The following is an 11,620-nucleotide window of genomic DNA, read 5'->3' as shown; positions in this document are numbered from 1 at the left end:
TCCCCCCCCACACCCCAGCCGGAGTTGCCGCATGCGCAAGCTCGTATATCTGATCCTGACCACCGTGACCGTGGCGCTGGTCGGTTGCGTCACCATCAACGTGTATTTCCCCGAAGCGGCGGCGCAGAAAGCGGCGGACCAGTTCATCGGCAACGTGCTCGACGGCACCGGAAAGGCACCTGCCGAACCGAAGAAGGAAACCCCGCCCCCCGGCAACGGCCCGCAGCCGTCGGCGATGCTGCTGGACTTGCTGATTCCCGCGGCTTACGCCGCCGATGCGCCCAACCTGCAGATCCAGAACGCCACCACCGAGGCCATCCGTGGCCGCATGCGCGCACGCGTGCAGGGTGCGCTGGGCGGCCTGCTCGACAGCGGCGCCGTGGGCTTTACCAACGACGGCCTGGTCGCACTACGCGATACCGCCAAGGTGCCGCTGAGCCAGCGTGCGCAGGCGAATGCCACGGTGGCTGACGAAAACCGCGATCGCAACGAGTTGTACCGCGAGATTGCCCAGGCCAATGGCCATCCGGAATGGCAAGACCAGATCCGCACCACCTTCGCCAAGGGCTGGGTCAAGCACGCACATGCGGGTTGGTACTACCAGAACGCCGCCGGCGCCTGGCAGCAGAAATAGCCGCCGCGGTCGGTGCCGCCGATCTGAGATAATCGGCGGCCCACCGCTGCGGCCCGATGCGTTTTCATGTCCCGATCCAACTCCGTTCCTGCCACTCCCTTCGAAGCCACCATCACCGACCTGAGCCACGACGGCCGCGGCGTCGCCCGCGTGGACGGCAAGGCGTTGTTCGTCAGCGGTGCCTTGCTGGGCGAGCAGGTGATGGTGCGCCTGCGCAAGCGCCACCGCCATTTCGACGAAGCGGAAGTGGTCGAAGTGATCACCCCCTCGCCGCATCGGGTCGAGCCGCGCTGCCGGCATTTCGCCGAGTGCAGCGGCTGCTCGCTGCAGCACCTGGACGCCGAAGCGCAGATCGCGGCCAAGCAGCGCGTGCTGGCGGAAAACTTCGAACGCATCGGCAAGGTCGCACCGCAGCAATGGTTGCCGCCGCTCACCGGTGAGCCGTGGGCGTATAGGCGCAAGGGCCGCCTGTCGGTACGCCACGTTCTGAAGAAGGGGCGCGTGCTGGTGGGCTTTCGCGAGGAGGCGAATCCGCGTTTCGTGGCCGACATCCAGCAGTGCGAAGTGCTGCATCCGGCGATTGGCCCCAAGGTGGGCCTGTTGGCCGAACTGATCAACGGGCTGGACGCGGTCGATGCCATCGCGCAGATCGAGTTCGCCGGCGGCGACGACACCATGGCGCTGGTGTTCCGCCACCTGCAGCCGCTGGGCGAGGGCGACCTGGCCGCGCTGACCGCGTTCGGACAGCAGCATGGGTTGGCCATCTACCTGCAGCCCGGCAACAACTCCAGCGTGCATCCGCTGTGGCCGGCGCAGCCGCGGCTGGCGTTCCGCATCGCCAGCGACGACGCGCGCTTCGCCGATGTGGAGCTGGAGTTCGAGCCGCTGGATTTCGTGCAGGTCAACGCCAACATGAACCAGCGCATGGTGGCGCACGCGATGGCGCTGCTCGATCCGCAGCCGACCGACCGCGTGCTGGACCTGTTCTGCGGCCTAGGCAACTTCACCCTGCCGATCGCCCGTCGCGTGGCCGAAGTGGTAGGCGTGGAAGGCGAGCACGGCCTGGTGCAGCGGGCAGCGCAGAACGCCGCGCGCAACGGCATCGACAACGCCACCTTCCACGTCGCCAATTTGTTTGAAGACCAGCGCGCCAGCGACTGGGCGCGCACGCCGTGGGACAAGGTGCTGCTCGATCCGCCACGCGCCGGTGCCGACCAACTGCTGGCCTACCTGCCGCATCGCAAGACGCGACGCGTGGTGTATGTCTCCTGCCACCCGGCCTCGCTGGCACGTGACGCCGGCATCCTGGTCAACCAGCATGGATTCACGCTGGCATCGGCGGGCGTGATGGACATGTTCCCGCACACGGCCCACGTGGAATCGATCGCCTTGTTCGAACGTTGAGGCTGATCACCCCCGGCCGCTCGCCCTGAGCGTAGGCCCGCAGGCCCGAAGTCGAAGGATGCTGGGGAACGCTTCGACTTCGCGACCTGCGGTCGCTACGCTCAGCGTGAACGGTGGGGTTGATGCGTTGCCCATTACCTCAACCGAAGCACGCCAAGTGTTTTCCCTTCATCTCCACTCACGCCAACTCCAATGCCGATCGAGATCGAACGCAAATTCCTCGTAGCCACGGATGACTGGCGCGCCGCTGTCGAGCACAGCGAGCCGATGGCGCAGGGCTATCTGGTGGGCGCGCAGGCGCTGCGCGATGGCAGCGCGCGGGCCTCGGTCCGTGCGCGGCTGGCCGGCGAGCAGGCGTGGCTCAACATCAAGGCCGCCACGCCAGGCATCGCGCGGGCCGAGTTCGAATACGCGATACCGGCAGGCGATGCCCGATCCTTGCTGGCCACCTTGTGCGACGGCGTGCTGCAGAAAACCCGCCACCATGTGCGGGTCGATGGCGTACTGTTCGAGGTCGATGAATTCGAAGGCGAGAATCGCGGCCTGGTGGTCGCCGAGGTGGAGCTGCCGGCGGTCGATGCGCCATTTCCCCGGCCACCGTGGCTGGGTCGCGAGGTGAGCTCCTTGGTGCGCTACTACAACGTCAACCTGATCACGCATCCGTACCGGCAATGGTCGCCAGCGGAACGTGCCGCCGAGGATGCCGCATGCTGATGATCGGCGTGGCCGCGCTGGAGCTGGCCGAACACGAGAAGCGCTGGCTGAGCGAACCCGGCGTGGCTGGCGTGCTGCTGTTTTCGCGCAACTACCAGTCGCGCGATCAACTGTCCGCCTTGTGCGACGCGATTCGCGAGGCCGGCGGCGACGACATGCTGATCGCGGTGGATCAGGAGGGCGGCCCGGTACAACGCTTCCGCGACGGCTTCACCCGGCTTCCGCCGCTGTCGGCGATCGGCGAGCGCTACGCGCACGATCCGCACGAGGCGGTGCGCCTGGCCGAGGAGCACGCCTGGGTCATGGCCAGCGAGCTGCGCGCCAGCGGCGTCGATTTCAGTTTTGCACCGGTGGTGGATCTGGCCCGCGGCAATGCCGCGATCGGGCTGCGCGCGTTCCATGCCGAGCCAGCGGTCACCGCCGAACTGGCGCAGGCCTATGTGCGCGGTATGCACCTGGCCGGCATGGCCGCGGTCATCAAGCATTTCCCCGGCCACGGTTCGGTGGCCACCGATACCCACAAGGCCGCGGCAATCGACCCGCGACCGCTCGAACGGATTCTCAGCGACGATCTGCTGCCCTTCGCCGAATGCATCGAGGCGCGGGTGGAGGCGGTGATGATGGCGCACGTGACCTATCCCGCGGTGGACACGCAGCCGGCGGGCTACTCGCGCGTCTGGATCGAGCGCATCCTGCGCGGTGAACTGGGCTTTACCGGCGTTGTCGTCAGCGACGACATCAGCATGGCCGCCGCCGGAGCGGCCGGTTCCGTGGGCGGCCGCGTGCAGGCCCATCTGGATGCGGGCTGCGACCTGGTGCTGGCCTGTTTCCCCGACGTGGTCGACGAGGCCATCGCCGCGGTGCAGGGCAGGGAGACAGGCCGTGCATCACTGGCCAGCCTGCGTGGCGCCATCGCCGCTGGTTGGGACGGGCTGACCGACAACCCGCAGCGCGATCGCTTCGTTGCGCGCATCACCGCTTTGCATGCCGGGCCGGGAACAGGGAATGGGGAATCGTAGAAGCGAAACCTGCGCTGCACCGACCACCCCCGATTCCCATGGAGACACTTATGAGCCCTTCCGTACCTTCCCTTGCCGTCGCGCTGGCCAACGCCGAACTGCTCTATGAGCGGGCCACGCTGGAGAGCGTGATCGCCGATATGGGTCGGCAGATCGACGTGGCGCTGGATGGCGAGCGGCCGGTGTTCCTCACCGTGATGAACGGCGCGCTGGTTTTTGCCGGGCAGCTGGCGCTGGCGATCCGCACCGATCTCGAGTTCGATTACGTGCACGCCACCCGCTACCGCGGCGACACCGCCGGCAGCGAGCTGATGTGGTTGCGCGAGCCGCAGGTGTCATTGCGTGATCGCATCGTGCTGCTGGTCGACGACATCCTCGACGAAGGTCACACCCTGAAAGCCGTGCGCGACGACTGCTACCAGCGCGGCGCAAAGAAGGTGCTGATCGTCAGCCTGTCCACCAAGGATCACGATCGCCTGGTCGACGGCATCGCGTCGGATTTCAACGGCGTCGTCCTGCCCGACCGCTACGTCTTCGGCTACGGCATGGACTACCACGAACAGGGCCGCAACCTGCCGGCGATCTACGCACTGAAGGACGATTGACCCGTCGCCACCGGTAGACAACTCATCCCCCTGCTTGACCCTCAAGGGGACTTCCTTCGGTCGCAGGGGAGGCAGTGAGGGGTAGCGCTTTTGCGTTTGACTTGAACATCAAAAGCTACCCCTCCCCAGCCCTCCCCTGCGAGCAGGGGAGGGAGCAAAACCACCATCTCCACACGGACAACACCATGTCTCATTCCGACCACACACCCATCGACCTGGCCGTCATCGGCGGCAGCGGGCTCTACCAGTTTTCCGGGCTGGAAAACGCCACGCGCCATGCCGTGAAGACGCCGTACGGCGCCGCATCGGGTGACGTGGTGGTTGGCGATTTCGTGGGCCGGCGGGTGGCATTCCTGGCGCGCCACGGCGAGTCACACAACCTGCCACCGCACCGGGTCAACTACCGCGCCAACGTGTGGGCCTTGCACAGCCTGGGCGCGCGGCGGGTAATCGGTGTCAACGCCGTCGGTGGCATCCGCGCCGACATGGGGCCGCGGGTGATCGTGGTACCTGATCAGCTCATCGATTACACGCATGGCCGCGATACCAGCTATTGCGATGTCGAAGGCGCCGAAGTCAGGCACATCGATTTCAGCGAGCCGTACACCGAATCCCTGCGCCAGTCACTGCTGCAGGCGGCGCGCAAGCGCGGCGTGCCGGTGATCGACGGCGGTTGCTACGGTGCCACCCAGGGGCCGCGGCTGGAAACCCGCGCCGAGATCGCCCGCATGAAGCGCGACGGCTGCGACCTGGTCGGCATGACGGGCATGCCAGAGGCCGTGCTGGCGCGCGAGCTGGGGCTGGATTACGCCTGCCTGGCGCTGGTGGCCAACCATGCCGCCGGTTGCGGCGACGAGGACGAGATCAGCATCGAGGAAATCTTCGCCCATCTCGCGGCGGCCACGGCCGAGGTGCCCGGGCTGCTCTCAACGCTGCTGGAAGATTGACGATATCCGTCCGCTCCATACGGACGGCCGAATGGCAGGTTGCGCTTTGCCCTCGAACCCGCTGATACTTTTCCCCGCACCAATGCGGGGAGCCGAAGGATACGGTGGTTCAGCGCACAGATCTGGTGCATCCAGCCCCAGGAGCGTGGGCGGTAGAAATCTTCCGGGCTGCAAAAGCGGCAGCGTGGTCCATATTTCCGCCGGTTCTTGACCCATGGAACCACCATGGGTCGGCGAGACGGCGAAAATCTGTCCTCACACTGCCACTTTTTCGCCTCGAAAGTTTCCACCACCCACACTCCCCAATTGCAGAGGTCGACGCATGAGTTTCGGTACGGTCAAGTGGTTCAACGACGCCAAGGGTTTCGGTTTCATCGCGCCCGAGGACGGTGGGGATGACGTATTCGTCCATTTTTCAGCGATCAATTCCAAGGGCTTCCGCAGCCTGCAGGAAGGCCAGCGCGTGCAGTTCGAAGTAACCCAGGGCCCGAAGGGCGCCCAGGCATCAGCCGTCGAGCCAGCCGTCGCCTGATCGGCAGGCGAGGGTTGTGCAGCAAGATTGAAACCCCGCATCCTGTGCGGGGTTTTTTCTTTCCGCGCGAGCCCGCCTCCGCTTTTCTCCCTCCCCTGCTCGCAGGGGAGGGTCGGGGAGGGGGCGCTCTTCAGGCTCGCCTACAAACGGGACCGCGCCATGCCCAACCGCAGAAACTTCCTCAAAACCTCCCTGCTGGGTGCGTCGGCGTCGATGCTGGCATGGGGCGGTCGGCTCGGCGCGGCTCCCGCCCGCCGTACTACGAAGGCCGCCGCGGCGCGGGTTGTTTCCACCTGGGATTTCGGCATCGCCGCCAACCAGGCGGCCTGGGGAATCCTGGGCAAGGGCGGCAATGCGCTGGACGCGGTCGAGGCCGGCGTGCAGGTGCCGGAGTCGGACCTGAAGAACCACAGCGTGGGCAAGGGCGGTTATCCCGATCGCGATGGCCACGTCACCCTCGACGCCAGCATCATGGACGCCGACGGCAGTTGCGGCGCCGTGGCCGCGCTCGAGCACATCGAACATCCCATCTCGGTGGCGCGGCGGGTGATGGAACGCACGCCGCATGTACTGCTGGTGGGCGAGGGCGCATTGCAATTCGCGCTGGAGCAGGGTTTCAGCAAACAGGATCTGCTCACGCGCGAAGCCGAGCAGGCCTGGCGCGAGTGGTTGAAGACAGCGAAATACCAGCCTTCGATCAACAGCGAAGTGCGCGACTACGGCACCGGCCTTCCCGGCGGCGCGCACAACCACGACACCATCGGCATGCTGGCGATCGACGCCAACGGCCGCATGGCCGGCGCCTGCACCACCAGCGGCATGGCCTGGAAACTGCGCGGCCGCGTGGGCGACAGCCCGATCATCGGCGCCGGGCTGTACGTGGACGGCGACGTGGGCGCGGCCACCTCCACCGGCGTGGGCGAGGAGGTCATCCGCAACGCCGGCAGCTTCCTGGTGGTGGAGCTGATGCGCCAGGGGCGCTCGCCGCAGGAGGCGTGCAAGGAGGCGGTGATGCGCATCGTCCGCAAGCGCCGCGAAGCTTCCAGAACGCTGCAGGTCGGCTTCCTGGCGATGAACCGCGACGGCGAGGCCGGCGCGTACGCGATCCAGCACGGCTTCGCCTACGCCGTCTGCGACGCGCGGAAACAGGATGGGCTGGTTCCCGCGCAAAGCGTCTACAGCACCAGCTATTCATGATCCTGGAAATCGCCGCCAACTCGGTCACTTCCGCGCTTGCCGCACAGCAGGGCGGGGCCAACCGCGTCGAGCTTTGCACGGCGTTGGAGCTGGGTGGCCTCACGCCATCCCACGCGCATATCGCGCTGGCCCGCGACCACCTGCGCATCCCGCTGTACGTGCTGATCCGTCCGCGCGCCGGTGATTTTCTCTACACCGATCTCGAGTGCGAAACGATGCAGCGCGATATCGAAAGCTGCGTGTCGCTGGGCTGCGACGGTGTGGTGCTGGGCGTACTCGATGCGGATGGGCGGGTGGACAGCGCACGCTGCCGCGCACTGGTCGCCGCCGCCGGGACACTCGGTATCACCTTCCATCGCGCGTTCGACCTTGGCCGCGATCCCGCGCAGGCATTGGAAGATATCTTGGCGCTGGGTTGCGAACGCATCCTCACCTCCGGCACCTGCGCCAGCGCGCCGGACGGCGCGGCGTTGATCCGCGACCTGGTGCGCCAGGCCGCGGGGCGCATTGCGGTGATGCCCGGTGCCGGCATCAACGCGCAAAACATTGCCGCGCTGGCACAAGCCACCGGCACCCGCGAATTCCACGCCTCCGCCAAGCGACAGCAGCCTTCCGGCATGCGCCACAAGCGGCCAGCGCTGGGCGACATGGAAGGTGGCGAACTGCGCAGCGACGTCGAGCAGGTGCGTGCGTTGGTGGAAGCCCTACGGGCATTGGATCCTTCGGCAACACCGCGTTAGCCAGCGCGGAAGTCTCGCACTTCCAACCCCGTTCCCCCTGAGCGTAGCCGCCCCGCGGCGAAGTCGAAGGGCGCCTCGCAACAAGGCTCCACTATCCGCAGCCGCGTCGCAGCACCAGCCCAAAGCGATCCCTACCGCAGCGCATGGATGCCCCGCTTGGTTACTATGGCCCATTGCCAAATAACTGCTGGAGCCATCGCGTGATCATCAAGCCCAAAGTCCGCGGATTCATCTGTGTCACCGCTCACCCGGTCGGTTGCGAGCGCAACGTGCTCGAGCAGATCGAGATCACCAAGGCCGCGGGCCACGATGCGAGCAAGGGACCGAAGCGCGTGCTGGTGATCGGCGCCTCCACCGGCTACGGCCTGGCCTCGCGCATCACTGCCGCGTTCGGCTACGGCGCCGCCACGCTGGGCGTGTTTTTCGAAAAGCCCAGCAGCGACGACAAGACCGGTACCGCCGGCTGGTACAACTCCGCTGCGTTCGACAAGGCCGCCAAGGCTGCCGGCCTGTACAGCAAGTCGATCAACGGCGACGCCTTCGCCCACGAAACCCGCGCCAAGGCCATCGAGATCATCAAGAACGAGATGGGCGGCCCAATCGACCTGGTCGTCTACTCGCTGGCCTCGCCCGTGCGCAAGATGCCCGACACCGGCGAAGTCGTGCGCTCGGCGCTGAAGACGATCGGCGAGCCGTTCCACAACACCTCGGTCGACACCAACAAGGACACCGTGATCGAAGCCACCGTCGAGCCAGCCACCGAGCAGGAAATCAAGGACACTGTCACCGTGATGGGCGGCGAAGACTGGGCGCTGTGGATCGACGCGCTGAGCAAGGCCGGCGTACTCGCCGACCACGCCAAGACCATCGCCTACAGCTACATCGGCACCGAAATCACCTGGCCGATGTACTGGCACGGCACGCTTGGCCAGGCGAAGCAGCACCTCGACAACACCGCCAAGCAACTGCGCAGCCGCCACCCCGGCCTGGAAGCCTACGTCGGCGTGATGAAATCCGTCGTCACCCAGGCCAGCGCCGCCATCCCCGTGATCCCGCTATACGTGTCCATCGCCTTCAAGATCATGAAGGAGCAGGGCATCCACGAGAATCCGATCGAACAAGCCAACCGCCTGTTCCACGACCGCCTCTATCGCGCCGACGGCGCCCCCGCCCCGACCGATGACGAAGGCCGCCTGCGCCTGGACGACTGGGAACTGCGCGACGAGGTGCAGGACGCCTGCACAACCCTCTGGCCCACCGTCACCACCGAGAACCTGCGCGAGATCACCGACTACGCGGGGTACAAGCATGAGTTCCTGAAGTTGTTCGGGTTTGATCGCGACGACGTGGATTACGACGCCGAGGTTGAGGCGGATCGGCGGTTTGACTGTTTGGAAGGCTGAGGCCGCTGCTGCGTACACCAACACCTGTTCCCCGGAAATGGCCATGTGTACGCCGTTGACGTATGTGCGCCACTGGCGTAGTGTTTGCCTATGATCTTTGTTGAAACACCCCTGTTCACAAGTCAGATCAAGTTGCTGCTCAGCGACGATGACTATGGGGGTGTTCCAGCGCGCGCTGGCCGAAAACCCGCAGGCGGGTGATGTCATTCCGGGTACGGGTGGCCTGCGCAAGGTCAGGGTGGCGGCGAAGGGACGCGGCAAGAGCGGTGGTGCGCGGGTGATCTACTACCACTTTGTGTCCGCTTCGCGCATTGGTCTGTTGTTCGTCTATCCCAAGAACGAACAGGTCAGCCTGACGCCAGCGCAGAAACTGGCGCTCAGGAAAATCATCGAGCAGTGGAGGTAATTGTGGACGCCAAACATTTCGCCAGCCTCTTCGAAAGCGTGACCCAGATGGACGAAATCGTCCATGGCGTGAGGGAGCCCTCGCGCGAATTCCATATCGATGCCATCGAAGTGGCAGGTATCCGCAAAGCCACGGGCCTGTCCCAGGCCAAGTTCGCCACGCTCATCGACGTGCAAGTCGGCACGCTGCGTAATTGGGAGCAAGGTCGGCGCGAGCCCACCGGCCCAGCCAAGGCGTTGCTGCGGGCTATCAGCAGGGATCCCAAGAATGTGCTTCAGGCATTGGCTGGGTGATGGTTTGAAGGGCGTGGTGGAGACTTGGCCCGATCACCGTTGAACGCCCTATCGTTAGGTTTGCCTTTAACAAGATAAAGAGGGCGGCTTTACTAATTTTCGTGCGCAAGTGAACCTGCTCCCTTTTTCGATAGCGAGCAGTTCATCCCCATTTGAGATGAACTGACTGCATCAATGCGGGCATACTTCCAACGGCTCCCGACAAGGGAGTTGTTTTTGCGGGAGGTGGTATGAAATTCTGGCTAGGTGTCACTGATAACCGATGGTACGAGTTCGTCAGCGATCGAGCGTTTGATGAAGTCAATTTCTGGCAGCCCTCAGCGCGTGCGCCGTTTACCAACCTGCCCGCAGGTACACCGTTTTTCTTCAAGTTGAAGCGACCGAACAACCACATTGTTGGCGGCGGATTCTTCTCGCACTTCACGACGCTTCCGCTTTCCCAGGCGTGGGATTTTTTTGGTGAGGAGAATGGCGCATCTTCGTTTCGCCACTTCGTCGAGCTAATCGCGTCAAATGCGCATGCTGCAGCAAGTGCGGAGCGTCAAATAGGGTGCACGGTTGTCTCGAGCGTTTTCTATCTGCCGCGTGAGGCTTGGATTCCCGTCGAAGGCTTGTTTCCCAAGCCCATCATGGTGGGTAAGCAATACGACTCGTCCGAAGAGCCAGGCGCTGCTCTTTGGCAACGGATTCAATCAGTCTTGCCCTTGGCTGCTCTTGCACAAGGGGTGGAAGATGATGCACCGCGTTATGGTGCTGAATTCCTCCAGAGAGCAAGGCTCGGTCAGGGAGCATTTCGTACGCTCGTGCTCGATGCATATGCGCGGCGCTGCGCGTTGACGGGCGAATCCACATTGCCCGTGTTGGAAGCCGCACATATCCGACCGTATGCCGATCAGGGGCGGCACCTGATCTCCAACGGCCTATTGTTGCGCTCGGACTTTCACAAGCTGTTTGATCTTGGCTTGATGACGGTCCAGCCGGACTACCGTATTCGCATCAGTTCCAGAATTCGCGACCAGTATTTCAATGGCAAGGCTTACTACCGACTAGACGGGCAGGAGCTTGCTCTTTTACCAGAGCGGTTTGTCGACCGGCCTGATCGCGAAGCTTTGCGTTGGCACAATGAAAACAGGTTCATGCCATGAGCATCTTGAAAGACCCGTCACTATGGCAGTCCGTGCTGGATTTCAGGTCTGCTCGTGACTGGGGCCAGTTCCACACTCTGCGTACACTCTCGACCGCGCTCGCGGTGGAAGCTGCAGAACTCGCAGAGATCACCCAATGGACACCAGACTCCGATCTGGCCAAGCGATCGATCGAAGCTCGTGACAAAATTGAGGAGGAGGTTGCCGACCTCTGCATTCTTTTGACCTATCTGGTGCACGATTTGGCCATCGACGTCGATGACGTTGTTCGACGAAAGTTGGCAACAAACGGCGCGAAATACCCGATTGATCGTTTCAAGGGATCATCCCGCAAATACAATGAATGAGGTTGATGTAGCTAGTTTTAGACGTGATCGAGTTGGCGGTCGCTTCTTCCCCGATACGGGCGAATTCCAGCGGTGTGTATGGAACGGAACGCGAGAACCGTATACATGGGGTCACCATTTCGCCGTCCGTAGTCAATAGGCCCGCACTTGCTCTTCCCCGGTGATCGCGAGGAGTAGGTGCCCGTCTTGTCGCTGACCACCAGCCGCTGTGTTTCATGCGGTGCCAAGATCGCG

14 protein-coding genes are annotated in these 11,620 nt (G+C 64.1%); all 14 read left to right on the top strand.

The genetic code is table 11. The annotated features are described in order from the left end of the window. Positions 1-31: 31 nt before the first annotated feature. On the top strand, positions 32-634 hold the full coding sequence (locus tag ACFPK0_RS14515) for a YdbL family probable chaperone protein (protein WP_377341778.1): 603 nt from the start codon (positions 32-34) through the stop codon (positions 632-634). 66 nt (positions 635-700) lie between these two features. Beyond that, on the top strand, positions 701-2,038 hold the full coding sequence (rlmD, locus tag ACFPK0_RS14510) for a 23S rRNA (uracil(1939)-C(5))-methyltransferase RlmD (RefSeq protein ID WP_377341776.1): 1,338 nt from the start codon (positions 701-703) through the stop codon (positions 2,036-2,038). A 192-nt stretch (positions 2,039-2,230) separates the two neighbouring features. Continuing rightward, positions 2,231-2,752, top strand: a complete 522-nt coding sequence (locus tag ACFPK0_RS14505; protein ID WP_377341774.1) for a CYTH domain-containing protein — start codon at positions 2,231-2,233, stop codon at positions 2,750-2,752. After that, positions 2,746-3,771: a beta-N-acetylhexosaminidase gene (gene nagZ / locus ACFPK0_RS14500; RefSeq protein WP_056603186.1), complete on the top strand. Its 1,026-nt coding sequence runs from the start codon at positions 2,746-2,748 to the stop codon at positions 3,769-3,771. The genes ACFPK0_RS14505 and nagZ overlap by 7 nt, the downstream gene beginning before the upstream one ends. Before the next feature lie 50 nt (positions 3,772-3,821). Further along, a complete protein-coding gene (locus ACFPK0_RS14495) occupies positions 3,822-4,376 on the top strand; it encodes a hypoxanthine-guanine phosphoribosyltransferase (protein ID WP_377341772.1) in 555 nt (184 codons plus the stop codon). Positions 4,377-4,561: 185 nt separating this feature from the next. Continuing rightward, complete coding sequence (locus tag ACFPK0_RS14490) at positions 4,562-5,323, top strand: S-methyl-5'-thioinosine phosphorylase (RefSeq protein ID WP_377341769.1); 762 nt, start codon at positions 4,562-4,564, stop codon at positions 5,321-5,323. 322 nt (positions 5,324-5,645) lie between these two features. Beyond that, complete coding sequence (locus ACFPK0_RS14485) at positions 5,646-5,855, top strand: cold-shock protein (protein WP_056078616.1); 210 nt, start codon at positions 5,646-5,648, stop codon at positions 5,853-5,855. A 159-nt stretch (positions 5,856-6,014) separates the two neighbouring features. Further along, a complete protein-coding gene (locus ACFPK0_RS14480; protein ID WP_377341767.1) occupies positions 6,015-7,052 on the top strand; it encodes a glycosylasparaginase in 1,038 nt (345 codons plus the stop codon). Continuing rightward, positions 7,049-7,792, top strand: a complete 744-nt coding sequence (locus ACFPK0_RS14475) for a copper homeostasis protein CutC (protein ID WP_377341766.1) — start codon at positions 7,049-7,051, stop codon at positions 7,790-7,792. The genes ACFPK0_RS14480 and ACFPK0_RS14475 overlap by 4 nt, the downstream gene beginning before the upstream one ends. 200 nt (positions 7,793-7,992) lie before the next feature. Then, positions 7,993-9,195, top strand: a complete 1,203-nt coding sequence (fabV, locus tag ACFPK0_RS14470; protein WP_377341764.1) for an enoyl-ACP reductase FabV — start codon at positions 7,993-7,995, stop codon at positions 9,193-9,195. Positions 9,196-9,343: 148 nt separating this feature from the next. Continuing rightward, positions 9,344-9,601: a type II toxin-antitoxin system RelE/ParE family toxin gene (locus ACFPK0_RS14465; protein ID WP_377341762.1), complete on the top strand. Its 258-nt coding sequence runs from the start codon at positions 9,344-9,346 to the stop codon at positions 9,599-9,601. A gap of 2 nt (positions 9,602-9,603) precedes the next feature. Next, positions 9,604-9,894 carry a helix-turn-helix domain-containing protein gene (locus ACFPK0_RS14460; protein WP_200945316.1) on the top strand — a complete coding sequence of 97 codons (291 nt, stop codon included), beginning with the start codon at positions 9,604-9,606 and terminating at the stop codon, positions 9,892-9,894. Between the two features lie 230 nt (positions 9,895-10,124). Then, complete coding sequence (locus ACFPK0_RS14455) at positions 10,125-11,039, top strand: HNH endonuclease (RefSeq protein ID WP_377341760.1); 915 nt, start codon at positions 10,125-10,127, stop codon at positions 11,037-11,039. Further along, entirely contained in the window at positions 11,036-11,386 is a 351-nt protein-coding gene (locus ACFPK0_RS14450) for a MazG-like family protein (protein WP_377341758.1), read from the top strand. The genes ACFPK0_RS14455 and ACFPK0_RS14450 overlap by 4 nt, the downstream gene beginning before the upstream one ends. The last annotated feature ends 234 nt before the right edge of the window (positions 11,387-11,620 follow it).

The sequence above is a fragment of the Rhodanobacter ginsenosidimutans genome (genome assembly GCF_042655685.1).
Classification (GTDB): domain Bacteria; phylum Pseudomonadota; class Gammaproteobacteria; order Xanthomonadales; family Rhodanobacteraceae; genus Rhodanobacter; species Rhodanobacter ginsenosidimutans.
This window is presented reverse-complemented; position numbering and strand designations above follow the sequence as displayed.

Bases quoted from the DNA above. Each gene is read 5' to 3' on its own strand.
- ACFPK0_RS14450 (WP_377341758.1), top strand. From the start codon at position 11,036: ATGAGCATCTTGAAAGACCCGTCACTATGGCAGTCCGTGCTGGATTTC.
- ACFPK0_RS14465 (WP_377341762.1), top strand. From the start codon at position 9,344: ATGACTATGGGGGTGTTCCAGCGCGCGCTGGCCGAAAACCCGCAGGCG.
- ACFPK0_RS14485 (WP_056078616.1), top strand. From the start codon at position 5,646: ATGAGTTTCGGTACGGTCAAGTGGTTCAACGACGCCAAGGGTTTCGGT.
- nagZ (WP_056603186.1), top strand. From the start codon at position 2,746: ATGCTGATGATCGGCGTGGCCGCGCTGGAGCTGGCCGAACACGAGAAG.
- ACFPK0_RS14490 (WP_377341769.1), top strand. From the start codon at position 4,562: ATGTCTCATTCCGACCACACACCCATCGACCTGGCCGTCATCGGCGGC.
- ACFPK0_RS14495 (WP_377341772.1), top strand. From the start codon at position 3,822: ATGAGCCCTTCCGTACCTTCCCTTGCCGTCGCGCTGGCCAACGCCGAA.
- ACFPK0_RS14480 (WP_377341767.1), top strand. From the start codon at position 6,015: ATGCCCAACCGCAGAAACTTCCTCAAAACCTCCCTGCTGGGTGCGTCG.
- rlmD (WP_377341776.1), top strand. From the start codon at position 701: ATGTCCCGATCCAACTCCGTTCCTGCCACTCCCTTCGAAGCCACCATC.
- ACFPK0_RS14505 (WP_377341774.1), top strand. From the start codon at position 2,231: ATGCCGATCGAGATCGAACGCAAATTCCTCGTAGCCACGGATGACTGG.
- ACFPK0_RS14515 (WP_377341778.1), top strand. From the start codon at position 32: ATGCGCAAGCTCGTATATCTGATCCTGACCACCGTGACCGTGGCGCTG.
- ACFPK0_RS14455 (WP_377341760.1), top strand. From the start codon at position 10,125: ATGAAATTCTGGCTAGGTGTCACTGATAACCGATGGTACGAGTTCGTC.
- ACFPK0_RS14475 (WP_377341766.1), top strand. From the start codon at position 7,049: ATGATCCTGGAAATCGCCGCCAACTCGGTCACTTCCGCGCTTGCCGCA.